Annotated in this window: 25 protein-coding genes; 12 read left to right on the top strand and 13 right to left on the bottom strand. The window is 74.3% G+C overall.

The annotated features are described in order from the left end of the window. Positions 1-178 precede the first annotated feature (178 nt). The 3 genes from DQE82_RS17090 to trmB form a co-directional block, all read right to left on the bottom strand. A complete protein-coding gene (locus DQE82_RS17090) occupies positions 179-826 on the bottom strand; it encodes a hypothetical protein (protein ID WP_043325072.1) in 648 nt (215 codons plus the stop codon). 119 nt (positions 827-945) lie between these two features. After that, positions 946-3,450 (bottom strand): RNA helicase, encoded by a 2,505-nt coding sequence (locus DQE82_RS17085; protein WP_043325071.1) that lies wholly within the window; start codon positions 3,448-3,450, stop codon positions 946-948. 61 nt (positions 3,451-3,511) lie between these two features. Continuing rightward, positions 3,512-4,198 carry a tRNA (guanosine(46)-N7)-methyltransferase TrmB gene (gene trmB / locus DQE82_RS17080; RefSeq protein WP_043325070.1) on the bottom strand — a complete coding sequence of 229 codons (687 nt, stop codon included), beginning with the start codon at positions 4,196-4,198 and terminating at the stop codon, positions 3,512-3,514. Between the two features lie 79 nt (positions 4,199-4,277). Between trmB and DQE82_RS17075 the strand changes: the two genes are divergently transcribed. Together DQE82_RS17075 and DQE82_RS17070 are read left to right on the top strand one after the other, a co-directional pair. After that, positions 4,278-4,859, top strand: coding sequence for a hypothetical protein (locus tag DQE82_RS17075; protein ID WP_113973191.1), 582 nt, complete (start codon positions 4,278-4,280; stop codon positions 4,857-4,859). A gap of 275 nt (positions 4,860-5,134) precedes the next feature. Then, positions 5,135-5,884, top strand: coding sequence for a class F sortase (locus DQE82_RS17070; RefSeq protein WP_370446798.1), 750 nt, complete (start codon positions 5,135-5,137; stop codon positions 5,882-5,884). 97 nt (positions 5,885-5,981) lie between these two features. On the opposite strand, the gene DQE82_RS17065 is transcribed toward DQE82_RS17070, so the two are convergent. Genes DQE82_RS17065 through DQE82_RS17055 form a run of 3 tightly spaced genes read right to left on the bottom strand, consistent with a single transcriptional unit; the run spans position 5,982 to position 8,077 of the window. Next, on the bottom strand, positions 5,982-6,296 hold the full coding sequence (locus DQE82_RS17065) for an antibiotic biosynthesis monooxygenase (protein ID WP_043325067.1): 315 nt from the start codon (positions 6,294-6,296) through the stop codon (positions 5,982-5,984). Positions 6,297-6,321: 25 nt separating this feature from the next. Continuing rightward, the gene (locus tag DQE82_RS17060; protein ID WP_043325066.1) at positions 6,322-7,119 is read right to left on the bottom strand and encodes an exodeoxyribonuclease III; all 798 of its coding nucleotides are present in this window, start codon (positions 7,117-7,119) and stop codon (positions 6,322-6,324) included. Between the two features lie 37 nt (positions 7,120-7,156). Continuing rightward, positions 7,157-8,077 (bottom strand): proteasome assembly chaperone family protein, encoded by a 921-nt coding sequence (locus tag DQE82_RS17055; protein ID WP_043325065.1) that lies wholly within the window; start codon positions 8,075-8,077, stop codon positions 7,157-7,159. A gap of 393 nt (positions 8,078-8,470) precedes the next feature. Here DQE82_RS17055 and DQE82_RS17050 point away from each other — a divergent pair, with 393 nt between their 5' ends. The 3 genes from DQE82_RS17050 to DQE82_RS17045 all read left to right on the top strand — a co-directional run bounded on the left by DQE82_RS17050 (position 8,471) and on the right by DQE82_RS17045 (position 10,336). Continuing rightward, a complete protein-coding gene (locus DQE82_RS17050; protein ID WP_113973189.1) occupies positions 8,471-9,316 on the top strand; it encodes a peptidase M23 in 846 nt (281 codons plus the stop codon). 93 nt (positions 9,317-9,409) lie between these two features. Beyond that, a complete protein-coding gene (locus DQE82_RS30825; protein WP_166456378.1) occupies positions 9,410-9,556 on the top strand; it encodes a hypothetical protein in 147 nt (48 codons plus the stop codon). A 39-nt stretch (positions 9,557-9,595) separates the two neighbouring features. Continuing rightward, positions 9,596-10,336: an EcsC family protein gene (locus DQE82_RS17045; RefSeq protein WP_064447511.1), complete on the top strand. Its 741-nt coding sequence runs from the start codon at positions 9,596-9,598 to the stop codon at positions 10,334-10,336. A 40-nt stretch (positions 10,337-10,376) separates the two neighbouring features. On the opposite strand, the gene DQE82_RS17040 is transcribed toward DQE82_RS17045, so the two are convergent. Further along, positions 10,377-11,219 carry a GDSL-type esterase/lipase family protein gene (locus DQE82_RS17040; RefSeq protein WP_113973188.1) on the bottom strand — a complete coding sequence of 281 codons (843 nt, stop codon included), beginning with the start codon at positions 11,217-11,219 and terminating at the stop codon, positions 10,377-10,379. A 100-nt stretch (positions 11,220-11,319) separates the two neighbouring features. Then, entirely contained in the window at positions 11,320-11,913 is a 594-nt protein-coding gene (locus DQE82_RS17035; protein WP_043325061.1) for an antibiotic biosynthesis monooxygenase, read from the bottom strand. A gap of 164 nt (positions 11,914-12,077) precedes the next feature. On the opposite strand from DQE82_RS17035, the gene DQE82_RS17030 reads away from it, so the two are divergent. The 5 genes from DQE82_RS17030 to DQE82_RS17010 are packed head-to-tail and all read left to right on the top strand — an operon-like array spanning position 12,078 to position 16,645. Further along, positions 12,078-12,341, top strand: coding sequence for a DUF6343 family protein (locus tag DQE82_RS17030; RefSeq protein ID WP_043325060.1), 264 nt, complete (start codon positions 12,078-12,080; stop codon positions 12,339-12,341). Between the two features lie 12 nt (positions 12,342-12,353). Then, positions 12,354-13,766, top strand: a complete 1,413-nt coding sequence (locus DQE82_RS17025; RefSeq protein WP_113973187.1) for an NADP-dependent succinic semialdehyde dehydrogenase — start codon at positions 12,354-12,356, stop codon at positions 13,764-13,766. 32 nt (positions 13,767-13,798) lie between these two features. Next, complete coding sequence (locus tag DQE82_RS17020; RefSeq protein WP_255423753.1) at positions 13,799-14,773, top strand: TIGR03885 family FMN-dependent LLM class oxidoreductase; 975 nt, start codon at positions 13,799-13,801, stop codon at positions 14,771-14,773. A 37-nt stretch (positions 14,774-14,810) separates the two neighbouring features. Continuing rightward, a complete protein-coding gene (locus tag DQE82_RS17015; RefSeq protein ID WP_113973185.1) occupies positions 14,811-16,391 on the top strand; it encodes a Na+/H+ antiporter in 1,581 nt (526 codons plus the stop codon). Beyond that, entirely contained in the window at positions 16,388-16,645 is a 258-nt protein-coding gene (locus tag DQE82_RS17010) for a UBP-type zinc finger domain-containing protein (RefSeq protein WP_043325056.1), read from the top strand. The genes DQE82_RS17015 and DQE82_RS17010 overlap by 4 nt, the downstream gene beginning before the upstream one ends. Before the next feature lies 1 nt (position 16,646). Here DQE82_RS17010 and DQE82_RS17005 read toward each other — a convergent pair whose 3' ends face one another. Continuing rightward, positions 16,647-17,180, bottom strand: coding sequence for a GNAT family N-acetyltransferase (locus DQE82_RS17005; protein ID WP_113973184.1), 534 nt, complete (start codon positions 17,178-17,180; stop codon positions 16,647-16,649). Between the two features lie 23 nt (positions 17,181-17,203). Continuing rightward, entirely contained in the window at positions 17,204-18,523 is a 1,320-nt protein-coding gene (locus DQE82_RS17000; RefSeq protein WP_113973183.1) for an MFS transporter, read from the bottom strand. Positions 18,524-18,860: 337 nt separating this feature from the next. Here DQE82_RS17000 and DQE82_RS16995 point away from each other — a divergent pair, with 337 nt between their 5' ends. Further along, entirely contained in the window at positions 18,861-19,382 is a 522-nt protein-coding gene (locus DQE82_RS16995) for a DinB family protein (protein ID WP_113973182.1), read from the top strand. Positions 19,383-19,394: 12 nt separating this feature from the next. Here DQE82_RS16995 and DQE82_RS16990 read toward each other — a convergent pair whose 3' ends face one another. Next, positions 19,395-19,715, bottom strand: a complete 321-nt coding sequence (locus DQE82_RS16990) for a multidrug efflux SMR transporter (protein ID WP_043325054.1) — start codon at positions 19,713-19,715, stop codon at positions 19,395-19,397. A 44-nt stretch (positions 19,716-19,759) separates the two neighbouring features. Further along, positions 19,760-22,366 (bottom strand): glycoside hydrolase family 9 protein, encoded by a 2,607-nt coding sequence (locus DQE82_RS16985; protein WP_113973181.1) that lies wholly within the window; start codon positions 22,364-22,366, stop codon positions 19,760-19,762. 215 nt (positions 22,367-22,581) lie between these two features. On the opposite strand from DQE82_RS16985, the gene DQE82_RS16980 reads away from it, so the two are divergent. Next, positions 22,582-23,307: a PP2C family serine/threonine-protein phosphatase gene (locus DQE82_RS16980; RefSeq protein WP_043325052.1), complete on the top strand. Its 726-nt coding sequence runs from the start codon at positions 22,582-22,584 to the stop codon at positions 23,305-23,307. A gap of 3 nt (positions 23,308-23,310) precedes the next feature. Here DQE82_RS16980 and hrpB read toward each other — a convergent pair whose 3' ends face one another. Beyond that, positions 23,311-25,815: an ATP-dependent helicase HrpB gene (gene hrpB / locus DQE82_RS16975; protein WP_113973180.1), complete on the bottom strand. Its 2,505-nt coding sequence runs from the start codon at positions 25,813-25,815 to the stop codon at positions 23,311-23,313. Positions 25,816-25,865: the final 50 nt, after the last annotated feature.

The following is a 25,865-nucleotide window of genomic DNA, read 5'->3' as shown; positions in this document are numbered from 1 at the left end:
CTCACATATGCCACTAACCTGAGCACGGAGGGGAAAGCGCATACGAGGGACGGTGTCGCCCCGCCGCAGCGGCTGCTCCGGCCCGGTCGGTCGCCCCGGGCACAGCACGCCGAACGGCCGTCCCGGGTGCGGGACGGCCGTTCGGTGGGGCGGCGGTGAGCCGGATCGGATCGGTCGGTCAGGCGGCGGTGGACCAGATGGCCCGGAACGCGGCCGCCTCACCGGCCAGCCACTGCTCGATCTGCTCGGGCTTGACGTCGGCGGGCATCCGGTGCGCCTCGCCGCGCCGCACGTCGACCAGGACCGGCTCGGCGTGCGGCAGCACCGCGTCCATGTGCCGGGCCATCAGGTGCAGCGTGGCCAGGGTCGCCTCCTCGCTCGGCGGCGCCTCGTCGAAGTGCAGCCGGATCGCCTCGGCCCGGCCGTCGGCGTACCGGACGCCGAACTGCGGGTTGATCTTCACGGGCAGGTCACCCAGCATCGCGAGGGCGTCGCGGGTCTGCGCCAGGTCGACGCCGGCCGGCTCGCCCAGCGACTGCAGCCAGCGGGTCGCGCCCGGCACCAGCGCCTCGTAGAGCGGGCGCCAGCGCGGCTTGACCAGGTCGGCGACCTGCGCGAGGTGGGTGCCGCCGGTGTGGAACGCGACGTCGGCCTTGAGCGCCTTGACGAACTGGCCGTGCGGGTTGAAGCCGTGCCGGCTGGCCCGCTGGCGGCGCAGCCCGCCGACGAAGGTGGCCTTGGTGGGCCCGGTGCGGTCGACGTACCGGGTGAATCCGAGGAGGGTGGCGTAGGGGGTGACAGGGGTCGCGGAGGTGGGCGCAGTCACGAGCATCCTCCCAGGTCAACAGCTCGATTAGTACATACATTCTAATCGACGGGTCTGACATCGCCCAGGGCACGAAAAGGGCCGCCCGGACATCCCGGGCGGCCCTTTTTCGCGTAGTCCTACAGCTGGCCGACGTCGGTGATCCGGACCGCCGCCGCGCCGGTCTCGTCGGAGGCGGCGAGGTCGATCTCGGCGCTGATGCCCCAGTCGTGGTCGCCGTCCGGGTCGTCCAGGATCTGCCGTACGGTCCACTTCTCGCGGCCCTGTTCGATCATCAGCAGCGCCGGTCCGCGCGCGTCCGGCCCCACCCCGATCGCGTCGTACGTCTCGAAGTACGGCTCCAGCGCGTCGGCCCAGGCGTCGGCGTTCCAGCCGTCGCCGGCGTCCAGCTCGCCGAGCAGGTCCCAGCGGCGCAGCGCGGCCAGCTCGACGCGGCGGAACATCGCGTTGCGCACCAGCACCCGGAACGCCCGCGCGTTGCGGGTGACAGCCGGCGGCCGGTCGTCCAGCGAGGCGGCCACCTCGGCCACGTCGGACGGGTTGCGCAGCCGCTCCCACTCGTCGATCAGGCTGGAGTCGACCTGGCGGACCAGCTCGCCCAGCCACTCGATGAGGTCGACCAGCTCCTCGGTCTTCGCGTCCTCGGGGACGGTCTGCCGCAGCGTCTTGTACGCGTCGGCGAGGTACCGCAGCACCAGCCCCTCGGAGCGGGACAGCCCGTAGAACTGGACGTACTCGGGGAACGTCATGGCCCGCTCGTACATGTCGCGGACCACCGACTTGGGGGAGAGCTGGTGGTCGGCGACCCAGGGGTGGCCCTGCCGGTACATCTCGTACGCGGACTCCAGCAGCTCCGCCAGCGGCTTGGGCCAGGTCACCTCGTCGAGCAGTTCGAGGCGTGCCTCGTACTCGATGCCTTCGGCCTTCATCGCGGCGACCGCCTCGCCGCGGGCCTTGAACTGCTGCGCGGACAGCACCTGGCGCGGGTCGTCCAGGATCGACTCGATCACACTGAGCACGTCGAGCGCGTACGACGGTGACTCCCGGTCGAGCAGTTCCACGGTGGCCAGCGCCAGCGGTGACAGCGGCTGGTTGAGCGCGAAGTCGAGCTGGAGGTCGACGGTGAGGCGTACCCGGCGGCCGGTCTCGTCCGGCTCGGGCAGCTCCTCGACCACGCCGCCGGCGCGCAGCGCGCGGTAGATGGCGATGGCCCGGCGGATGTGCCGGCGCTGCGCGGCCGGGTCCTCGTGGTTGTCGGTGAGCAGGTGCCGCATCGAGGCGAACGCGTCGCCGGGGCGGCCGATCACGTTGAGCAGCATCGAGTGGCTGACCTGGAAGCTGGACGTGAGCGGCTCCGGCTCGGCCTCGACCAGGCGCTGGAACGTCGGCTCACCCCAGCCGATCGAGCCCTCCGGCGGCTTCTTCTTCACCACCTTGCGGCGCTTCTTCGGGTCGTCACCGGCCTTCGCGAGGGCCTTCTCGTTCTCGATCACGTGCTCGGGGGCCTGCACCACGACCCGGCCCAGCGTGTCGAATCCGGCCCGCCCGGCCCGGCCGGCGATCTGGTGGAACTCGCGGGCCTTCAGCAGGCGCGTCCGCACCCCGTCGTACTTCGAGAGGCCGGTGAACAGCACGGTGCGGATCGGCACGTTGATGCCGACGCCGAGCGTGTCCGTACCGCAGATGACCTTGAGCAGGCCGGCCTGGGCGAGCGTCTCGACCAGGCGGCGGTACTTCGGGAGCATGCCGGCGTGGTGCACGCCGATGCCGTGCCGGACCAGCCGGGACAGCGTCTTGCCGAAGCCGGAGGTGAACCGGAAGTTGCCGATCGCCTGCGCGATCATGTCCTTCTCGGCGCGGGTGCAGACGTTCACGCTCATCAGCGCCTGGGCGCGTTCCAGCGCGGCGGCCTGGGTGAAATGCACCACGTACACCGGGGCCTGCTTGGTCTCCAGCAGTTCCTCGAGCGTCTCGTGCAGCGGCGTGGTCGCGTACGAGAAGAGGAGCGGGACCGGCCGCTCGGCCGAGCGGACGACGGCGGTCGGCCGCCCGGTGCGCCGGCTCAGGTCGTCGACGAAGCGGGTGGTGTCGCCGAGCGTGGCCGACATCAGCACGAACTGGGCCTGCGGCAGCTCGATCAGCGGCACCTGCCACGCCCAGCCCCGGTCCGGCTCGGCGTAGAAGTGGAACTCGTCCATGACCACCTGGCCGACGTCGGCGCGGCGGCCCTCGCGCAGCGCCAGGTTGGCCAGGATCTCCGCGGTGCAGCAGATGATCGGCGCGTCCGCGTTGACGCTGGCGTCGCCGGTGAGCATGCCGACGTTCTCGGCGCCGAAGACCTCGCAGAGCGCGAAGAACTTCTCCGAGACCAGCGCCTTGATCGGCGCGGTGTAGAAGGTCGTGCGATCGTCGGCCAGCGCGGCGAAGTGCGCCGCGATCGCCACCAGGCTCTTGCCCGAGCCGGTCGGCGTATTCATGATCACGTTCGCGCCGGAGACGATCTCGATGACCGCCTCCTCCTGATGGGGATAGAGATTCAGGCCGCGCTCGGACGCCCAGGAGGCGAACGCGTCGTAGAGGGTGTCGGGATCGGCGGTCTTCGGCAGCGCGGCGGTGAGAGTCATGGCGGCTCCCATCGTGCCTGGATCACACCGCGCCGCGCCAACCGGGTTCAGCGCAACGGGTTCAGCGCCGCCGGTGGATCAGGTCGAAGACCTCCCGGCCGGCGGTCAGCGCGCGGCGTTCGAACTTCGTCACCGGCCGGTGCGCCGGACGCGGCGCGTAGCCGCCGTGTACGTCGACCAGCTCCGGGTCGGCGGTGAGCGTCTCGCGCATCGACCCGGCGTACTCGGCCCAGTCCGTCGCGCAGTGCAACGTGCCGCCCGGCGCCAGCCGGGACCGCAGCAGCGCCACGTGCGCCGGCTGAATGATCCGCCGCTTGTGGTGGCGTGTCTTCGGCCACGGGTCCGGGAAGAAGACGTGCACCGCGTCCAGGCAGCCCTCCGGCATGGCCCGGACCAGGTCCAGCGCGTCGCCCTCGGCCACCCGTACGTTGTCCAGACCGTGGCGTTCCACCAGGTCGAGCAGGTTGGCGATTCCCGGCGTATGGACCTCGACCGCCAGATAGTGTCGGTCCCGGTCGGCCGCCGCCATGGCGGCGGTGGCGTCGCCCATGCCGGAGCCGATCTCCAGCACCAGCGGCGCCCGCCGTCCGAACAGCGCCGCCGGATCGCACGGCCCGTCGAGGGCGGCGATCCTGAGGCCGTACGCGGGCCAGAGCCGGTCCAGCGCGTCGCGCTGCCGGTCGCTCATCCGCCCGCGACGCGGATGGAAGGTGCGGATGCGGGCGGCGGGAAGGTCGGTGAGGGTCACAACGAGCCGAGCCTAGCCCGGATCGGATGTGATGTGCGGCCGGGGGTGAGAGGATTCATCCCGTACGCCGGGAGGGGTCATGGGGTCGTTCAGGGTACGTGAGGCGCTGCTGGTCGCGGTCGCCGCGTGCGCCGCCCCGCTGGTCGGCGCGCTGCCCGCCCAGGCCGCGCCGCGCGCCGCCGAGCCGGTGCCGGAACAGCCCCCGGCCGACGTGATCTTCGTGGAGGTCACCCCGGGCACCGTGTCGCCCGGCTACCTGGTCGGCATCCGGGCGAGCTGCCGGAACAACACCGTGCCAGCGATCGTCACCTCGGACGCGTTCGGCAAGATCCAGGTGCAGCCGCAGCGCGGCCTGCTCACCGCCACGCCGATGGTCCACGAGCGCACCCGGCCCGGCAACTACCGGGTCAAGCTGGAGTGCCCGGGCGGGGAGACCGCCTCCACCATGCTCCAGGTGGTCAAGCAGGGGCAGCCCACCCGGCCGCCGACCCACCCGCCCAGTCACCTGCCCAGCCGCGGCCCGGCGACCGGCTTCGGCGGCACCGCCGGTCCCGGCCTCGGCGGCCTGCTGGTGCCGGTCGGACTGGCGGTGACCATGGTCGGCGCCGGGCTCGGTGTGGCCGCGTCCCGCCGCCACGCCCGTGGCGCCGCCGGACGCTGAGGCCCGCCATGGCCGAGCACTTCGTCCCGCCGCCCGCCGGCTCCCGGCGCTCCGGCTGGCCGTTCGTGGCTCTGCCCCCGCCCGCCGCGCCGCCCACGGGCTCGGCCCGGCCGTCCCGGGCCGGGCCGCCCGCCGACGCCGCCCGGTTCTCCAGGGCTGATCCGGCCGCCGCGCCCTGGACCGGCCCGCGCTCGGGGAGTGGGTCTGCCGCCGGGACGGGTCCGTCCTCCGGGACCGGGTCGTCTGCCGTGCCGGTCTCCGGGGCGCGGCCGTGGATGCCGCCGCCCGCCGCGTCGCGACCGTGGTATCCGCCGTCGGCCGATCCGCCGGCCCTGCGCCCACGCCCCGCCGGGCCGCCACCGGCATCGCCGGGCGGGCGGGACCGGGGCCGGGGCTCCTGGTCGAAGCCGCTGGCAGTGGTTCTGGTGCTGGTCGGTGTGTTCGCCACCGGGGCCGGGCTGGGGCGCACGGCCGGGCCGTTCGACTTCGCCGACGCGTCGACCGAGTCGAGCGGATCGGGCGGTTCGGGCGCGGCGGCGGCCCCGGCGAGCGCTGCCGCTCCGGCCCGGAAGCCGGCGAGCCGGCCGGTACGCCTGGCGGTGCCGGCCATCAAGGTCAACGCGCCGGTCACCCCGGTCGGGCAGGCGAAGGACGGCTCGGTGGACGTACCGCCGCTGACCGAGCACGACCAGACCGGCTGGTACGACAGGGGAGCGGTGCCCGGCGACCCGGGTCGGGCGATCATCGTGGGCCACGTCGACACCAAGAGCGGCCCGGCCGTGTTCTACCGGCTGCGCTCGCTCAAACCGGGCGCCCGGATCCAGGTGACCCGCGCGGACCGCAGCGTGGTGACGTTCAAGGTGGACAGCGTCGAGTACTTCGACAAGTCGAACCTGCCCGCCGCGCGGGTCTACGGCGACTCAGGTCCGGCCGAGCTGCGCCTGATCACCTGCGGCGGCGAGTGGGTCGGCGGCCGTACCGGCTACCAGGACAACGTGATCGTCTTCGCGTCCCTGGCATCCTGACGGGCCACCGCCCCGTCGATCATGAGGTTGGCGGTGACAAAACGGACGTCGAGCGCCGCTAACTTCATGATCGACGGAGAAGGGGGATGGGGAGGGGTCAGGGCTTGGCGGGGACCTGCTGGACGACCTCGAACTCCAGCAGGTTCGCGCCGGTGGCGACCGGCTTGCGCGGCTCGCCGCCCTCGGCGTGCGCGGCCCGGGACGGGCCCTGCGCCCACGCCTGGTACGCCTCCTCGCTCTCCCAGCGGGTGTACACGAAGTAGCGGCTCTCCCCGGCGACCGGGCGCAGCAGCTCGAAGCCGAGGAAACCGGGGGAGTTCTCCACCGCGCCGGCCCGGGCCGCGAACCGCTTCTCCAGCTCCTCGCCGGCGCCGGGCGGGACGTCGATCGCGTTGATCTTCACGACTGCCATACGTCCACCCTAACGAGCCTCGGACTCAGAACGTCTCGACGGCCGGCGTCAGGTCGGCGTCGACCACCACCGGGGCGTGGTCCGAGGGACCCTTGCCCTTGCGGGCCTCCCGATCCACGTACGCGGAGCGGACCGCGCGGGCGAACGGCGCGCTCGCGTACACCAGGTCGATCCGCATGCCCTTGTTCTGGTGGAACATCCCGGCCCGGTAGTCCCAGTACGTGAACGGGTGTGGCCCCTTCATCGGCGTCGGCACCACGTCCTCCAGCCCGAGGTCACGCAGCGCGGCCAGGGCGGCCCGTTCGGCCGGGGTGACGTGGGTGGAGGTGGCGAACAGCGCGGGGTCCCAGACGTCGGCGTCGGTGGGCGCGACGTTGAAGTCGCCGCAGACGGCCACCGGCAGGGGCCCGGCGACCTCCGGTTCCAGGGCGTCGCGCAGCGCCGCGAACCAGGCCAGCTTGTACGCGTAGTGCGGGTCGTCCGGCGTGCGGCCGTTCGGCACGTACACCGACCAGACCCGCAGCCCGTCGCAGGTGGCCGAGATGGCGCGGGCCTCGGGCTCGGGGAAGCCGGGCTCGCCCGGGAAGCCGACCGCCACGTCGGCGAGCCCGACCCGGGACAGGACGGCGACACCGTTCCACCGGCCGTCGCTGTGGCTGGCCACCTCGTAGCCCAGCTCGCCCACCTCGGCGACCGGGAACGCCCCGTCCGGGCACTTGGTCTCCTGCAGGCACACGACGTCGGGTTTCGTGGTGGCAAGCCAGTCGAGCAGCCGGGGCAGGCGGGCCTTCACCGAGTTGACGTTCCAGGTCGCCAGGCGCATGGCCCCAGCCTGCCGCATCGCCGCCCGTCCCGCCGCCTCAGCGCTCCGGGGTGTCGCCGGGGCGGGTCTGCTCGGCCAGGAAGCGCTCCAGCTCGGCGCCGAGCTCGTCGGCCGTGGGCAGCGGACCGGTCTCGCCGGCGAGCAGGCTCTTCTCGCCCCGGCCGCGGGCGAACGCGTCGTACTGCTCCTCCAGCGCCTGCACCAGCGTGGCCGCCTCCTCGGTCTGGGTGACCTGGCGGTCGATCTCCACCCGGACCGCCTCGGCGGCGGTACGCAGGTCCTCGACCGGCAGCAGCAGGCCGGTGCTGCGGGACACGGCGGACAGCAGCGCCTCGGCGGCGGCCGGGTACTCGGCCTGGGCCACGTAGTGCGGCACGTGCGCGGCGAACCCGAGGGCGTCGCGGCCCTGCTCGCCGAGGCGGTACTCCAGCAAGTGGCCGACGCTGGCCGGCACCTGCACCTTCTGCAGCCACGGCTCGTGGCCGGCGATCAGGTCCTTGCGCGTGGCGTGCGCGGTGACGCCGCTGGGCCGGGTGTGCGGCACCGCCATCGGGATCGAGTTGAGCCCGACGGTGAGCCGGACGTCGAGGCGGGCGCAGAGGCCGGCGACGGCGGCCACGAAACGCTCCCACTGCAGGTCCGGCTCGGGGCCGGTGAGCAGCAGGAACGGGGTCTCGTCGTCGTCGCGCAGGAGGTGCAGCTCCAGCGCCGGGGCGTCGTAGTCGGCCCAGTGGTCCTCGACGAACGTCATCACCGGGCGGCGCGAGCGGTAGTCGAAGATCTGGTCGACGTCGAAGCGGGCGATCGTCCGGGCGTCGAGCGAGGTGAGCAGCTGTTCCCGGGCGAGCCGGGTGGCGTTGCCGGCGTCGACGAAGCCGGTGAGCGCCTGGATCAGCACCGGCTGGCCGAGCTCGGGCAGCTCGTCGGTGAGTTCGTAGAGCTCGTGTGGATCGAGCACCGGTGGGGTCCTCCCTGTCGACGCGTACGGGGGAGCGCCGAACGTGCGGTCTCCCCGGTTCGGCAAACGTACCGGGGGGTGTGGTCCATTCCGTTACGGACACCTCTGATGCCCGGATGGTGATCACGATTCGGCTACGCCCCGGTCCGGCGGCCGACATCCGGATCGTCCGAACGGACGAGTTAGTCGATCATCGGGCGGGAGCGGGACATCTACGAGGTTCGTGCCGGGAGAGTTTCGGCGCGTGGCCGGCGGGTGATTCGCCGGGTTCCCGAGGTCTGTCGTCGGCTGGGCGCGGCAGGCCGCGAGTGTCCGGCCCGGGTCGGCCGAAGTGTGGCGAGGGCCACTCGACAGGCCTGGGTGATCCCGGTTTGCCCTGCCTAGCCTCGTCGGATGCGTAGCGACGGCACCCTCGACGACCCGTTCGGCCCCGGCCGCCCGGCTGACCGTTCGGACGATACCCCCTCCACCAACCGTTCGGCGAGGCTCCAGGGACTCTTCCGGCGTACCCGCTTCTGGGCCCCCATGAACCCCCGGCCCGGCCGGACCAGGCTCGCGGTCGCCACCGGCGCGGCCTGCTGCCTCGGCCTGGTCGGCGTCAGCCAGGCCGGCTTCGGCGCGCCGGAGCGCGCCGCCGCCCCGGCGCCCTCGGCGGAGGTCGCCGAGCGCGCGGAGGCCGACGTCGCCTCCCGCGCGAGCGCCCGCCCGACCACCGCGCCGACCACCGCCGCCCCGTCCGCGCCGGCGAGCCCGAAGGCGACCGCCAAGCCCAAGCCGAAGCCCACGAAGACGGTCCGGCAGATCGTCCCGGTCGCCGGCCTGGACCGGACCCAGATGAACAACGCCAAGAAGATCGTGCAGGCCGGCAAGGAGATGGGCGTGCCGCGCCGGGCCCTGGTCATCGCGGTGGCGACCGCGATGCAGGAGAGCACGCTGCTCAACTACGCCAGCGGCGTGCTGCCCGAGTCGCAGAACTACCCGCACCAGGCCATCGGCTGGGACCACGACTCGGTCGGGCTGTTCCAGCAGCGGCCGAGCAGCGGCTGGGGCACCGTCGAGCAGCTCATGGACCCGGAGTACGCGACGAAGGCCTTCCTGTCCGCGTTGGAGGAGATCCCCGGCTGGCAGGACCTGCCGCTGTCGGTGGCCGCCCAGGCGGTGCAGATCTCGGCGTTCCCGGACGCGTACGCCCAGCACGAGTGGCGGGCCGGCGAGGTGGTGGCCGAGATCCTGGGCTGAGCCGGACGAGTGGTTGCCGAAGGGTCGATTCGGGTATCACGGGGCTTGCCGGTCCCAGGTACACATGAAGGGGACCGCGGGACGGAGGACACCATGTCGCTGATGCAACGGATCACCGCCTTCCTGCGGTCGCCGCGGGGCCAGCAGTTGGTCGACCGCGGCCGGCGTGAGATGTCCAAGCCGGAGAACCAGGCCCGGCTGCGGCAGATCGCGACCCGGCTGCAGTCGCGCCGGCGCTGACCCGCGTCACCCCCGCCGCACGAGCCCCCGGAGCCCTTCGTGACCGACCCCGCCCCCGTCGGGGAGCCCGACGCCGTCCCCGCCGCCCCCGCCCCGCCGGTGGACGCGCCCGAGGCGCCACCGGCCAAGCTCTGGGACCGGATGCGGGAGGACCCGCAGTACGCCCCGGAGCACCTGGCCCTGGAGGCGGTTCGCCGGCTCGGGCCGGAGGCCGCGCAGTGGGCGGCCCGGGAACGCGCCCTGCGGCCGGACGCGCCGCCCGAACAGCTGGCGGACCAGGCGGTCCGCAAGTTCGTCAACCACGCCCGGCTCTCCGGCGCGGTCTCCGGCGCCGCCGGGCTGCCCGGCGCGGTGATCGACGTGGGCGTGCTGGCCTGGACCCAGGCCCGGCTGGTGCTGCACGTGGCGGCCGCGTACGGCGCCGACCCGACGCACGTCGACCGGGCCACCGATCTGCTGGTGCTCCAGCGGGTGCACAAGGCCGCCCAGACCGCCCGCCTGGCGCTCGGGGTGGCCGCCGGCCGGGAGCGGGCCGGCGCGTTGTTCGGCTCCGCCGCCGATCGGGCGCTGGGCCGGGTGATGCTCCAGCTCGGTGTCCGGCTGGCCCGGATGGCCGGGGTACGCGCCGCCAAGCGGATGTTCGCCAAGGTCGTGCCGGGCGCCGCGATCGTGCTCGGCACCTGGGCCAACTCGTCGGCCACGAAGGAACTGGCCGACCGTACGCGCGCCCTCTACCGGGCCGGTGGTCCCCGGCCGCTTCCCGGCCCGCGTCAGCCCTGACCCTCCTCGGCCCCGGGCCCGTCCGTCCGGCCCGCGCCGGTCAGCTCGCCCAGCCGGACGCGTTCCAGGCCACCTCGGCCAGCCGGCCCTGCCCGGCCGCGTTCGGGTGGAACCAGTCCAGCGCGTTCACCTGGTCCAGCGTGAAGCGGTGACGGTGCACCGCGCCGCCGTCCCAGCGGCAGCGTGACCCGTACGCCCGGCAGGCGGCGCGCAGTTGTCCGTCGTACGCCTCGATCCGGTCCCGGACGCGGGCCCGGCGGGCCACCGCGGCGGGCGCGGTCGACGTGGCGTCTGCGAGCAGCGCCGGGCAGACGCCACGCGACCAGGCCCGCACGGCGCGGGGCTCGGTGTGCCCGATCTGCCAGAGCCGGTGCAGGTCCGGGATGCTGACCATCAGCACCCGGGCCTTCGGCCGGCCCTCGCGCAACACGCCGAGCGCCGCGTCGACCTGATCGCGGAACGTGGCGACGGGCGTCATGTCGTCGACGTCGCCCCGGCAGGCGTCGTTCGCGCCGATCAGCACGGTGACCAGGTCGGCCTTGTCGCGTACCGCCGACCGGGCCTGGCCGGTCAGCGCGGACGCGCGGGCCCCGGGCACGGCCCGGTTGTACGCCCGCAGGCCCGGCGCGTCGGCGCGCAGCCGCCGGTAGATGCTCTCCACCCGCAGGCCGTCCCCCGTCGACCAGGAGTTGCGTTCGCAGCTCACCAGCACCAGGCAGGAGCCGTAGCCGGTGCTGACCGAGTCCCCGAGCGCCGTGAGGACCCGGGGCTCGCCGGGGCGGGGTGTGCCGGAGGGCCGGGGCGACGCCTCGCCGGAGCCGTCACAGGCGAGCGCGACGAGCGCCGCCAGGCAGGCCAGGGCGGCGATCCAGCGTCGAGGCATGGGTTCCCCCGTCGGGCGGCGGCAACGGGCGCGTCGACCCTATGCCCCGGCGGGGTCCCGGAAGCGGTTCTGTCGGCTATCAGGCATAGACCACTGTCGTTCACATCTGTCGTGTCGGCGCAGGCCGGCCGTGCAGCCACCGGTGCAGCAGGCGGGTGATCCGGGGCAGCACCAGGTAGGTCATCAGCGGGGTGAGCACGAGCGTCATCAGCAGCGTCCGCCCGGCCAGCGGCACGTCGGCGAGGAACCGGGCGGTCAGCAGCGTGGCGGCCAGGCTGAGCGGGAAGAACGCCAGCCAGATCGTGACCGCCTGCTTCCAGCGCGGCGGCGCGGCCGGCTCCGGCTCGCCGAACGTCTCGACCACGTGGTCCACCGGCGGGTCGAACCAGCCCTCGATGCCGGTGCGCCGCTCGACCCGGGTGTGCTCGACGATGCCCTGCGCCGAGCTGAGCCACCAGCGCCGCTGCGGCGAGTCCTCCCAGCCGCGCAGCGTGTCCGCGTCGGCGAAGCGGTACATCACGTGCCACTCGCCGGAACCGGGGGCGCTGCGGACGAAACCGGCGCCGAGGAAGCCCGGGAAGCTCTCCGCGAGCGCCGTACCGGCCCGCATCCACGCCACCACCTCGTCGGTACGCGCGGGGTCGGCGCGCCGGGACACGGCGACGGTCACGGGTACGGCCTGCGTCGTGGTCATGCCATCCTCTCCACCGGCCCGCGGGATCTCCGCCGGAAACCGGCACCCCGAAGTAACGCACCCGCCCGCAGCGCGCATCCGGCGACCGCCCGCCGGGTGTCCCGGATCACCGGCGTTCCCGCCCCGGCCGGTTATCCCCGCCCGTGCCGGGGTAGGCCCCAGGAATGACCCGATCACAACCCCGGCGCGCCCGCGGCACGGTCGGCCACGCGAACAGCGCCCTGAACCTGCGGCTCGTGCTGGCGACGTTCGGTCTGGTCGTGATGACCGTCTTCGCGGTGCTCGCGTTCGCCGCCGGCATCGCCTGGCTGGGCGTGGTCTGCGCGCTGCTCGCCGTGGTGGCGGTGGTCGACCTGGTCGTGATCCAGCGCCGCCGCGCCGCGCGCCGCCGGGAGGAGCCGGGCGTGCGGCACTCGCTGTTCGAGTGACAGGAGGACGACATGCCCATCGCCACCACCAATCCCGCCACCGGACAGGTGCTCAAGACGTACGACGCGATGTCGGACGAGCAGATCGACGCCGCGATCGAGCGGGCCGACCTGGCCTTCCGGCAGTTGCGTGAGACCACCATCGCGCAGCGGGCCCGGTGGCTCACCGCCGCCGCCGACCGGCTCGACGCCGAGCGCGACGAGACGGCCCGGCTGATGACCACCGAGATGGGCAAGACGTACGCCGCCGCCAAGGCGGAGGTCACCAAGTGCGCCACCGCCTGCCGCTTCTACGCCGACAACGCGCCGGCGATCCTCGCCGACGAGCCCGCCGACGCCGTCGCGGTCAAGGCCAGGCGGGCGTACGTGCGCTACCAGCCGATCGGCCCGGTGCTCGCGGTGATGCCGTGGAACTTCCCGCTGTGGCAGGTCATGCGCTTCGCCGCCCCGGCCCTGATGGCGGGCAACACCGGCCTGCTCAAGCACGCCTCGAACGTGCCGCAGACCGCGCTCTACCTGGAGGACCTGTTCCGGCGGGCCGGGTTCCCCGAGGGCGCGTTCACCACGCTGCTGGTCGGCTCCGACGCGGTCGACCGGATCCTCAGCGACCCCCGCGTCCGCGCCGCCACGCTCACCGGCAGCGAGCCGGCCGGCCGGTCCATCGCCCAGATCGCCGGCCGGGAGATCAAGAAGACGGTGCTGGAGCTGGGCGGCAGCGACCCGTTCGTGGTGATGCCCTCGGCCGACCTGGACACCGCCGCCGAGGTGGCCACCACCGCCCGCTGCCAGAACAACGGTCAGTCCTGCATCGCCGCGAAGCGGTTCATCGTGCACACCGACGTGTTCGACGCGTTCGCCGAGAAGTTCGCCGCCCGGATGGCGGCGCTGCGCGTCGGCGACCCGATGGACGACGGCACCGACGTCGGCCCGCTGGCCAGCGAGCGTGGCCGCGACGAGGTGCACGCCCAGGTCACCGACGCGGTGGACCAGGGCGCGACGGTGCTCTGCGGCGGTGAGAAGCCGGCCGGGGACGGCTGGTACTACCCGCCGACCGTGGTCACCGACCTGCGCCCGGAGATGCGGATGTGGTCCGAGGAGGTGTTCGGGCCGGTCGCCGGGCTCTACCGGGTCGGCTCGTACGACGAGGCGATCGAAGTGGCCAACGGCACCAGCTTCGGCCTCGGCTCCAACGCCTGGACCAACGACCCGGCCGAGCAGGAGCGCTTCGCCGTCGACCTGGACGCCGGCAACGTGTTCATCAACGGGATGACCACGTCCTATCCGGAGCTGCCGTTCGGCGGCGTGAAGAACTCCGGGTACGGCCGCGAGCTGTCCGCCGCCGGCATGCGCGAGTTCTGCAACACCAAGACCGTGTGGATCGGCGAGGGCAAGGCGGGCGCGGGCGCCGGCGCGCACTCCGAGTAGACGCGATTGGCCGGACGCCGTCACGGGTAGGAGTGCCCACCATGACGGCGTTCGGCTTCCATGCATCCCACGAGCAGATCCACCCGGCCCGGCTGCTGGAGGCGGTGATCCACGCCGAGCGCGCCGGCTTCGACGCGGCCATGTGCTCCGACCACTTCTCGCCGTGGAGCGAGCGGCAGGGCCAGTCCGGGTTCGCCTGGTCCTGGCTCGGGTCCGCGCTCCAGGCCACGAACCTGTCCTTCGGCGTGGTGAACGCGCCGGGCCAGCGCTACCACCCGGCGATCATCGCGCAGGCCATCGGCACGCTCGGCGCCATGTACCCGGGCCGGTTCTGGGCCGCGCTGGGCACCGGCGAGGCGGCGAACGAGCACATCACCGGCGAGGTCTGGCCGCGCAAGGACGTCCGCTCCGCGCGGCTGCGCGAGTGCGTCGACGTGATCCGGGCGCTGCTGGCCGGCGAGGAGGTCAGCCACGACGGCCTCGTCACAGTGGACCGGGCGAAGCTGTGGACCCGGCCGGAGGAGCCGCCCGCGCTGGTCGGCGCCGCGGTCAGCGTCGCCACCGCACGCTGGTGCGCCGAGTGGGCGGACGGGCTGATCACCGTCAACGCGCCGGTCGAGCACCTGCGCCGGATGATCGACGCCTACCGGGGCGCGGGCGGACGCGGCCCGCTGCACCTGCAGGTGCACGTGAGCTGGGCGCCCGAGCAGGCCGAGGCCGAGGCGATCGCGTACGACCAGTGGCGCAGCAACGTGTTCGCGCCGCCGGTGTGCTGGGACCTGGAGACCCCCGAGCACTTCGACGTGGCGAGCGCCGACGTGCCGATGTCGACGGTCGCCGAGACCGTGAACGTCTCCGCCGACCTGGGCCGGCACATCGGCTGGCTGGAGGAGTACGTGGCGCTGGGCTTCGACCAGATCGCGCTGCACCACGTCGGGCAGGAGCAGCGCGCGTTCATCGACACGTTCGGCGCGGAGGTGCTGCCGAAGCTGCGCTCCGCCGCCTGATCACACATCGACGCCGCGGCGCATAGGCTCGACGCTCGTGGATGCTCTGTTCGAGGTAGTGGTCTTCCTGGCCATCGCCACGTTCGGCGCGGCGCTGGCCCGCAAGCTCGGCCTGCTCGCGCCGATCCTGCTCGTGGTGCTCGGTCTCGCGCTGTCCTTCCTGCCGTTCTTCCCGCACGTGCGGCTGGACCCGGACCTGGTGCTGGTGGGCATCCTGCCGCCGCTGCTGTACGTGGCGGCGGTGGAGACGTCGGTGCCGGCGTTCCGGCTCAACCTGCGGCCGATCCTGCTGCTCGCCGTCGGGCTGGTCATCTTCACCGCGTTCGTGGTGGGCACCGTCGTGCACTGGTTCCTGCCCCACCTGCCGTACGCGATCTGCCTGGCGCTGGGCGCGGTGGTGGCGCCGCCGGACGCGGTCGCCGCCACCGCGGTGGCCCGCCGGGTCGGCCTGCCCCGGCGGATCGTCACCATCCTGGAGGGCGAGAGCCTGGTCAACGACGCCACCGCGCTGGTGCTGCTGCGGGTCGCGATCGTCGCGGCGACCGCCACCACCGGCGGCGTCGGGTTCGGCGACGTGGCCCGGGAGGTGGTGGTCGCGGCCGGAGGCGGCGTCCTGGTCGGCCTGCTCGGCGTGGTGGTCTTCGGCTACCTGCACAAACGCGCCACCGACCCGGTGCTGGACAACGCGCTGTCGCTGATCGTGCCGTTCGCCGTGGTGTTCGCCGCCGAGGAGATCCACGCCTCCGGGGTGGTCGCGGTGGTGGTGACCGGCCTCGGCATCGGGCACAAGCTGCCCACGCTCATGTCGGCCGCCTCCCGCCTGCAGGTGACGGCGTTCTGGCGGCTGATCCGGTTCCTCCTCGAAGGACTGGTGTTCCTGCTGGTGGGCCTGCAGCTGCCGGAGGTGGTACGCGACCTGGAGGAGCCGCTCGGCTCGCTCGCCGCGATCACCGCCGCGGTGCTGGCCGCCGTCTTCCTGGCCCGGTTCGTCTGGGTCTTCCCGGCGACCTACCTGGCCCGGCTCGTGCCCCGGATCCGTCACCGTGACCCGGCGCCGCCGGTGCAGTACCCGGTCGTCATCGGCTGGGCCGGCATGCGGGGCGTGGTGACGCTGGCCGCCGCGCTGGGTCTGCCGCTCACCCTCGCCGGCGACACGCCGTACCCGCGCGCGCTGCTGATCTGGCTGGCGTTCGCGGTGATCGTGGCGACGCTGGTCGGGCAGGGCGCCACGCTGCCGTGGCTGGCCCGGCGGCTGCGGCTGCCGCCGGACGACCCGGTGCAGGACGCGCTGTCCGCCGCCGGGGTGCAGCAGCGGGCGAGCCGGGCGGCCCGGGAACGCCTCGACGAACTGGCCGGGGGCGCGCCGGAAGCGGTGGTGGAGCGCCTGCGTGGGCTGACCACCACCCGGGCCAACCTGGCCTGGGAACGGCTCGGCGGCACCGAACGGGAAACCCCCTCCCAGGCGTACGCGCGCCTGCGACAGGAGATGATCGACGCCGAGCGGGAGGTGTTCCGGGCCGCCCGCGACTCCGGCCAGATCCCGGAGGAGGTGCTCACCCGCGCCTACCGTGACCTGGATCTGGAGGAGTCACTGCTGCGACAGGAGGTCGTCGAATGAGTTGCCGGCACCTGGCCGAGGCGGGCACGGCCGAGCCCGCCACCACCACCGAGTGCCCGGACTGCGTGGCGATCGGCAACCCCGACTGGGTGCACCTGCGCGCCTGCCTGACCTGCGGGCACGTGGGCTGCTGCGACTCGTCGCCGTACCAGCACGCCACGAAGCACTTCGAGTCGGCCGGGCATCCGGTGATGCGGTCGGTCCAGCCGGGGGAGTCGTGGCGCTGGTGCTTCGTGGACGAGGAGATCGGCTGACTCAGCCGACCCGGCGCTCCAGCACCTGCCCGGTCCACGTCGGGCGGCCCGGCCGCTCCACGGTGAACGGCTCGGTGGCGGTGAACCCGCAGCCCTCGTAGAACCGGACGAGCGCCCGGTCGGGGCTGCGGAAGCAGTCCACCCGCAGCAGGCCGACGCCGCGTTCGCGGGCCAGCTCCGCCGCGTACGCCAGCAGCGCCGCACCGACCCCGCGCCCCGCGTACGCCCGGTCGGTGACCAGCAGGTTCACGTACAGCTCGGGTTCGGTGGCCGGCGGCACGTAGTTCGTGGCCGCGCCCACCACCAGCGCGCCCGCCACCGTCGCGTCGATCTCGGCCAGGTACAGGCCGTTCCCGGCCGCCCACTCCTCGGCCTGGGCGATGCGGCGCGGGTCGATCGACGCCGGCTCGGCGCCCCACTGGTCGGTACGCCCGAGTTCGGCCAGCCAGGCGGTGGCGCTGTCGAGCAGCCGCAACAGCGTGGGCGCATCGCCGGGTCCGCCGGGGCGGATGGTGAGGGAGGACTGGTCGGTCATCCCGCCATGCTGCTACACCGCGCTCAGCCGGGCACACCGGCGGGTTGCGCCTGCGGTGCCGGCCGGTGCGCCACCGCCCGGCGGGTCAGCGCCGGGGCGGCCAGCCCGGCGGCGGCGAAGACCACGCCGAGCACCAGCCAGCCGACCGGCCCGCCACCGAGCACCAGCAGCGTGAGCAGGCCCCGGCCGAGCGCCTGGGCCAGCCCGGCGAGCAGGCCGTCCGCGCCCTGGTAGGCGCCGATCGCGTCGGGTGGGGCCAGGTCGTAGGCGAGGCCCGCGCCGGCCGCGCCGTGCCACAGGTCGCCCACCGTCCACACCGCCGTCGCGACGAGCAGCAGCACGACCGCCGGCAGCACCGGCAGGACGCCGGTCACGGCGTACAGGGGTGTCGCCGCCGCGAGTACCAGCCCGGCCCGGCGCAGCTTCCGGGCGGCCGGCGCGGCCCGCTCCGCGCCCCGGCTCAGCCGGACCGCGAGCAGCACGGTGAGCACCGTGTTTGCCAGCAGCACCGCCGACACCACGGGTGGCGGCGCGCCGGCCCGGTCCACGGTCCACAGCGGTACGACGAGCACGAGCACCGTCACGTGCGTGCTCAGCACCGCCGACGCGCCGCTGACCGCGAGGAACCGTCCGTCCCGCAGCGGTCCGCCGCGCCGCCGCGCGCCCGGTCCGCGTCGGGTGCCACCGCCGGTCGTCATCGCTCCGGGCGTCGTCTCCGCGTCGGGTGCCGGTCTCGCCGCCGTGGCCCGGCGCGCGTCGGCGGCCGGCTGCGGCGGCAGGCGCAGCAGCAGTGCCGCCGAGAGCAGGTAGGTGACCGCGTTGCCGACCACGAGCACCTGGTACGCCCGGTGCGTGTCCACCGCGAGCGCGATTCCGGCCAGCGCGGTACCGACGGTGATGCCCAGGTTCGCCACCGCGCGCAGCGTGGCGAAGGCGTGCACCCGGCCGTCCGGGCCGCCCACCGCGGCCACGAGCGCCGCCCGTACCGCCAGGTTGCCGGCCGCGAGCAGTGCCTCCGGCACCGCCACCGCCAGGAACGCCGGGAACGAGCCGACCAGCAGGTACGCGAGCGCGGCGAGCGCCTGCCCCACCTGGAGGACGGCCCGGAGCGTACGCGGATCCCACCTGTCCGCCAGCGCGCCCAGCGGCACGCTCGCGGTCAGCCCGACCAGCCCGGCGACTGTGAGCCCGGCGCCCACCGAGGTGGCGGAGAGCCCCACGTCCCGGGTCAGGTAGAGCGCTCCGCCCGCCAGCCACAACCCCGCGCCGACGGTGTTGACCAGCGTGGCGTACGCGAGCGTGCGCAGCGGCCCGGGCGGCGGGAGCGGCGAGACGCGCCCCATCAGCGGGGTCCGGCGAGGGCCATGTGATCGACGCTAGGGCCGTTCCCCCGCCCCCGGAGCCCCGCCAGGGGCGACGCCCGTCACACCGCGAGGCGGCGCTGGGCCTCGACCCGGGCCGAGCGTGTCACGACGGCGGCCGGTGGCCCTCCGGAAAGGTGAGGCCTCGAGCGATATGACTCTCAGGCATATTTATGCCCCACAGTCATATCGCTTTTTGGATGTTCCTTGTTCTCGCCACGACACGCCGGGCCGCCACGTCGCGAGGGGCGTCGTCGCGAGGCGGGCCGGGAGCCGTTAACCGGTCGACCGGGGGCGCGGGCCGTGCCACGATCGCGCGATGCCTGCCTCCGTGACCGGCCTGCTGCGCTGGCAGTTCGACCTGACCTGGGCGCTCGCCGAGTACCACTTCGACCGGCTGGAGCCGGCGGATTTCCTCTGGGAGCCGGCCGCGCTGTGCTGGACCATGCGCCCCGGCCCGGGCGGCGGGTGGCGTCCCGACTGGGCCGACAGCGAGCCGGACCCGGTCCCGGCGCCCACGATCGGGTGGCTGACCTGGCACATCGGCTGGTGGTGGTCGGTCGCGACCGACCACGTGCGGCAGCGCCCGGCGCGGGAACGCGACGACATCCGCTGGCCCGGGCCGGGCGCGGAGACGGTCGCCTGGCTGCGGGACCTGCGGACGGAGTGGACTGAAGCGCTGGACGGGCTGGCCGAGGCCGACCTGGACCGGCCGTCCGCGTACCCCTGGCCCGCCGACGCCGGTCTCACCGTGACGCACCTGGCCGCGTGGGTGAACGCCGAGCTGATGAAGAACGTGGCCGAGATCGGGCAGCTCCGGCTGCTGCGCGCGGCGGCCTGAGCCGGGTGGCGCTCAGTGCGCGCCGCCGAGGTTGAGCACCACCACCCCGGCGATGACCAGCCCCGCCCCGATCACCTTCGCCACGCTCAGCGGCTCGCCGAGGAACGCCGCGCCGATCGCCATGATGGCGGCGGTGCCGAGACCGGACCAGACGGCGTACGCGACGCCGACCGGGATGTCCTTCACCGCCAGCGAGAGCAGCCCGAACGCGGACAGGTACGCCACCGCCAGGCCCAGTGTGGGCCAGAGCCGGGTGAAACCGTCTGTGGCCTTGAGCAGGCTGGTGCCGATCACCTCGGCGGTGATCGCGCCGAGCAGGAAGAGGTACGCCATCGCAGGACCGTACCCGGTCCTGCGATGGCGTCCGGTCAGCTCGGTCAGGAGACCGTGCAGGCCTTCCCGTTCAGGGTGACCAGCCCCGGATCCGGGTTCGGGAACCGGGACGCGGTGCCGTTGAAGCCGAACGTGGTGGACGCGCCCGGCGCCAGCTTCGCGTTCCAGGACAGGTTCTTCGCGGTGACCGTGGCGCCGCTCTGGCCGAGCTGCGCCGACCAGGCGTGGTCCACCTTCTGGTCGCCGAGGAACGCCCACCGCAGGCTCCACCCGTTCACCGCCGTCGTGCCGGTGTTGCGCACCGTCACCTGGGTGGTGAAGCCGGACGGCCAGCTCCCGTGCGTGGTGTAGGTGACCGCGCAGGACGGCGCCGGCACCGCGCCGGCGTCACCCTGGTCGGCCAGGAACGACGCGAGCCACGCCAGCGCCGAGTTCCAGTTGATCGCCACCTCGTTCGTCGCGTACGAGTTGATGTCGTCGACGTAGCAGAACATCGGCGCGCATCCGGCGAGCAGGTTCGCCGCGAACGGGTCCTGCAGCGCGGCGTTCGGGCCACCGGCGAGCGAGCCGGCCGGCGGGCGCGGCAGGTCCGGGTTCAGCTGGTGGCCGAAGATCCGGCTGTGCTGGTTGCGGGCGTGCTGCTCGCCCCACCCGGTCACGTACGACATGTTCAGCGCGTTGCGGCCGAACAGGTAGTCGGCGGCCTGCACCGCGCCGTCCCGGTACTTCGCGTCCCGGCTCAGGTCGAACGCGGTGGCCAGCACGATCGCGTTGTTCACCAGGTTGCTGTTGCTGCCCCAGACGTACGCGTCGGCGCTGCCCGGGAACGGCAGCCCGTACGCCTGACCGGCGATCGTGGCCAGGTAGCTGTCGGCGGCGGCGGTGATCGACTCGCGGATCCGGGTCTTCTCCGCGGCGGGCAGCGTGTTCGGCACGGTGGCCAGGTCCAGGCGGCCCAGCGCGGCCACGCTCTGCCAGCCGAACGCGCCGTTCGGGGCGAACACGTCGGCGGTGTGCATCGGCGAGCCGGTGACGTCGGCCAGGTACGCCTTGTCGCCGGTGGTCAGCCACAGCTCGACCGCGGCCCAGTAGAACTCGTCGCTGACGTTGGAGTCGTCGTACGCGCCGCCGCCGGTGCCGTCGCTGGCCGAGGCGTAGATCGCCGGGTGCGCCTTGGCCGCGGCGTACGCGGTCTTCGCGGCGGTGCCGCAGCGCGCGGCGAAGGCGGCGTCGTACGGGGCGTACAGCCGCTGGCACTGCGCGGCGACGGCGGCCAGGTTCAGCGTGGCGGCGGTGGACGGCGCGTGCAGCTCGCGCGGCTCCGGGTCGTCCTGGGGCTGCAGCGGCAGGCCGGTCCAGTTCCGGTCGTGGATCTTGTGGTGGACCATCCCGGCCAGCGGCTTGCCGGCCGGCACCTGCATGCGCAGCAGGAACTCCAGCTCCCAGCGGGCCTCGTCGAGCACGTCCGGCACGTCGTTGCCGCGTTCGGGCAGCCGCAGCGTGGAGTCGCCCAGGGCGGCGCCGCCGTCGGCGGTCTCGGCGGTCTTGGTCCGCTCGAAGGTGCTCAGGAGCTGGTAGGTGGCGATGCCGCCGTTGACCACGTACTTGCCGTGGTCGCCCGCGTCGTACCAGCCGCCGCGCACGTCCAGCGAGTAGTCGCAGACGCCGGCCTGGCACGGCACGTCGGTGTCGCCCTGGTTCGGCGCGACGCCGAGGTGACCGGCCGGGCGGGCGTACTCCTCGCCGATCAGGTCGCCGTCGATCTCGATGCCGCTGCGCTGGGCGTAGAAGAACTGCAGCGAGTCGGCGCGCAGCCGGTCGTAGAGCGCGCCGGAGATGTCGAACGGGTGGCTGGTCTCGCCGTCCACGGTGAGCGTGTAGCCGGTGCCCGGCTTGCGGTACGCGGAGAAGTCGACGGTCTGCACGTTCTGCCCGGAGGCGGCGTCGGTGCCGCGCGGCGTGGTCTTCCCGCTGGCGACCACCGCGCCGCTGCCCGACTTCAGCTGCCAGGGCAGCGCGTCGGTGGCCTCGGTGACCACAGTGGCGTGCTTCGGCCCGCCGGGCAGGTAGCCGACCTGGTTGACCCGGACCCGGGGCCCGGTGTCCGGCTCGTACGGCGGCGCCGGCTCCCCGCCGCGCAGCGACACGTTGTCCAGGCAGAACGTCTGCGCCTCGGCGCTGCCGCCGACCTGGAAGATCAGCTGGGCGGTGGGGTTCTCGGCCGGGGAGGTGAACGTGGTGGTGACGCGCTTCGAGGTGCCGGTGGCGGTCGCGTCGACGCTCGCGTACGTGGTGTAGGGGGCGCTGCCGAGCTGCAGCACCGCCTTGACGGCCGCGCCCGGGGTGGCGGAGACGTCGAAGGACAGCTCGTACTCGGCGCCCTGCATCAGCGGCACCGCGTCCTGGCCGATGCCGGCGTCCCACGGGTTGGCGGTGCCGGCCGCGACGGTGGTGCAGAGCCGGCCGTCGACGACAGCGAGGTCGCCGGTGCCGTAGGAGAACCAGGGGGAGACACCGGCGCTGAAGTCGCCGTTGCGGAGTTGTTCGGGGGCGTCCGGCGGCACCTCGGCAAGGGCCGGGCCGGCGGTGAGGCCGGTGAGCGCCAGCGTGGTGGCCGCGAGCGCGGCGAGCCGACGTCGGGATCGGGTCACGGAGGTTCCTTCCGTGCTCGGGGGTGGTGGGGGGAGACCGGGAACTGGGAGCGCTCCCAATATCAGGCCGATGTTTCCACCGCGTTCCGTCGCTGTCAATCGATCCGGCCCGATGCTCGGCCGAGCGCCCGCTCGCGGAGGGGTCCGGCGCGCCACGTACGATGTCGGTGATCTCCTACAGACAACCGAGCCCTCGACCTGGCAGGCTGCGACCCATGACCCTGAAGCTTCGTTCCGTCGGAGCGAGCGACCGTGGGCTGATCCGCAGCGGCAACCAGGACGCCCAGCACGCGGGCCCCTGGCTGGTCGCGGTGGCCGACGGCATGGGCGGCATGGCGGCCGGCGACCTGGCCAGCCGTATCGCGATCGACGCGATCGCCCCGCTGGACGTGGAGACGCCGGAGGACGCGCTCGTCGCCGCGCTCCAGGGCGCGATCGAGCTGGCCACCGCGCGGATCCGCCAGGCGGTGGAGGAGGACCCGGAACGTCAGGGCATGGGGACCACGCTCACCGCGCTGCTGTTCGCCCGCACCGGCAGCTGCCTGGCGCTGGCGCACGTCGGCGACTCCCGCGCCTACCTGTTCCGCGAGGGCGTGCTCAAGCAGGTCACCCGCGACGACACGTTCGTGCAGATGCTCGTCGACCAGGGCGTGATCACCGCCGAGCAGGCCAGCAGCCACCCCCGGCGGGCCGTGGTCACCCAGGCGTTGCAGGGCGACCAGGTCTCCCCGTCGTACGCGACGATGGTGCCCCGCGCGGGCGACCGCTGGCTGCTGTGCAGCGACGGCCTCTCCAACGTCGTTCGCGCGGACACGCTCACCGAGGTCCTCAACGAGCAGATGGAGCGGGACGCCTGCGCGGCCCGGCTGATCGATCTGGCGCTGCGGGCCGGCGGCCCGGACAACATCACCGTCGTGATCGCCGACGTCGTCGAGGAGTAGCCCTCACCGGCGGCGCGGAGCGGCCCGGCGGGTCGGCTCGGCGGTGGTCGGGTCCTCCGGCCACGGGTGACGCGGGTAGCGGCCCCGCAGCTCCGCCCGCACCTGCGGATAGCCGGTGCGCCAGAACGACGCCAGGTCGGCGGTGACCGCCACCGGCCGCCCGGCGGGGGAGAGCAGGTGCAGCAGCACCGGCACCCGCCCGTCGGCGATGCGCGGCACGTCCCGCCAGCCGAACGTCTCCTGGAGCTTCACCGCCAGCACCGGCGCGGCCGGATCGGCGTAGTCGACACGTACCCGCGACCCGCTGGGCACCGCGAGCCGTTCCGGGGCCAGCTCGTCCAGCCGGGCGGCCTGCCGCCAGTCCAGCAGCCGGCGCAGCGCCGCCACCACGTCCACCCGGCTCAGGTCGGCCCGGCGGCGGGCGCGGACCAGCTCCGGCCCGAGCCAGTCGGGGGCGCGGTCGAGTAGCGCCGCGTCGGAGACGTCCGGCCAGTCCCCGCCGAGCGCCTGGCGGCAGAACGCCATCCGGCGGCGCAGCCCGGTCGCCTCCGGCGTCCAGCGCAGCAGTCCCGGCCCCTCCTGCCGCAGCCCGTCCAGCAGCGCCGCCGCGACCAGCTCCGGTTCCGGCGCGGTCAGTTGCCGCTCGCGCAGCTCGATCGCGCCGAGCCGGTCCACCTCCCGGGCCACCACGTCGCCGCCGGTCCAGGCCACCTCCCGCCCGGAACGCAGCAGCGCCGCCCCGGCCTCCCGGGCGGTCGCCTCGTCGATCGGCGCGGCCAGCCGTACCCGCGCGGCCGGCGCGCCGGGGGAGCGGTCCGCCACCGCGACGGCCAGCCACGCCGCTCCGGCCAGCCCCGACCCGGGCGCCAGCTCCGCGGCGGTCCCGCCGGCCATCAGGTACGCGGACCCGCCCGGCCGCCGCGTCCGGGCCAGCCGTTCCGGGTACGCGAGCCCGGCGAGCAGCCCCGCGGCCAGATCGTCGGGCAGGCGCTCCCGTTCGGCGTCGTCGGCGGGCAGAGCGGCGCGCAGGCGGCGTACCTCGGTGCGCCAGCGCGCGGTGGCGGCCGGGTCGACGCCGTCGCGCAGCCGCCGCCAGCGGGCGGGCAGGTCGTCCCCCGTCCCGCCCAGCGTGTCCTCGCCGAGGATCGCCACCACCTCGGCGGCCCGGTCCGCGCCGACCCGGGGCGCGCCGTCCAGCAGGGCCCGCGCCAGCCGGGGATGCGTGCCCGCCGCCGCGACCGCCCGGCCGCGCGCGGTGATCCGGCCGTCGTCGTCCACCGCGCCGAGCGTGCCCAGGGTCTCCCGCGCCACGGCCAGCGCGGCCGGTGGCGGCGGATCGGGCAGCGCCAGGCCGGCGCCGTCCGGGGTGCCCCAGGCCGCCAGCTCCAGCGCGAACCCGGTCAGGTCGGCGGTGGCGATCTCCGGCTCGGGCTGCGGAGCGAGCCGCTCGTGTGCCGCCTCGGACCAGCAGCGGTAGACCGCGCCCGGCGCCTCCCGCCCGGCCCGGCCCGCCCGCTGCGTCGCCGCCGCCCGGGACACCGGCACCGTCACCAGCGAACCCAGCCCCCGGGCCAGGTCGGTACGGGGCACCCGGCTCAGGCCGGCGTCCACCACGACCCGGACGCCCGGCACGGTCAGGCTGCTCTCCGCCACCGCCGTCGCGAGAACCACGCGCCGCCCGGCGGCGGGGGTGAGCGCCGCGTCCTGGGCCGGGCCGGGCAGCCGTCCGTGCAACGGCAGCACCGTGACGTCGCGCAGGTCGGCCAGGCGGCGCGCGACGGCGCCGATCTCACCCGCGCCGGGCAGGAAGACCAGCACGTCGCCGTCGCGTTCGCGCAGCGCCCGGCGGACCGTGGCGGCCACGTGGTCCAGCAGCGCGGGATCGACCCGGCCACCGCCGGGTGGCGTCACCGGGCGCGGCGGCGGCGCCCACACCCGCTCGACCGGGTGCAGGGCGGCCTCGGCGCGTACCACGGGGGCGGCGTCGCCCGCGCCGAGCAGCGCGGCGAAGCGGTCCGCCTGCGGGGTGGCCGACATGGCCAGCAGCCAGAGGTCCGGGCGCAGCGTGCCGCGCGCCTCGACGCTGAACGCCAGCGCCAGGTCCGCGTCGAGCTGCCGTTCGTGGCACTCGTCGAGCAGCACCGCGTCCACGCCGGGCAGCTCCGGGTCGTGGTGCAGACGGCGCACCAGCAGACCGGTGGTGACCACCTCGATCCGGGTACGCGGCCCGGCCCGGCGCTCGCCGCGCACCGCGTAGCCGATCCGGTCGCCGACCCGGTCGCCGAGCAGCGCGGCCATCCGGTGCGCGGCGGCGCGTGCGGCGACCCGCCGGGGCTGGGCGATCACCACCCGTCCGGCGACGGCGTCGGCGACCGCGAGTGGCGCGGTGGTGGTCTTGCCGGTGCCCGGCGGCGCCACCAGCACGGCGGCGCCCCGGTCGCGCAGCGCTTCGACGAGTGCCGGCAGCACCGGCCGGACCGGCAGGTCGAGGGCGACGTCGGCGAGCACCGACCCACTCTCGCACCCGCCCCCGGCGGGCTGTCGCACCGGCCCCGGTG

Source organism: Micromonospora sp. LHW51205 (assembly GCF_003315815.1).
In the GTDB taxonomy this organism is placed as follows: domain Bacteria; phylum Actinomycetota; class Actinomycetes; order Mycobacteriales; family Micromonosporaceae; genus Micromonospora; species Micromonospora chalcea.
The sequence above is the reverse complement of the archived record's forward strand: the minus strand, read 5'-3'. Positions and strand labels throughout refer to the sequence as shown.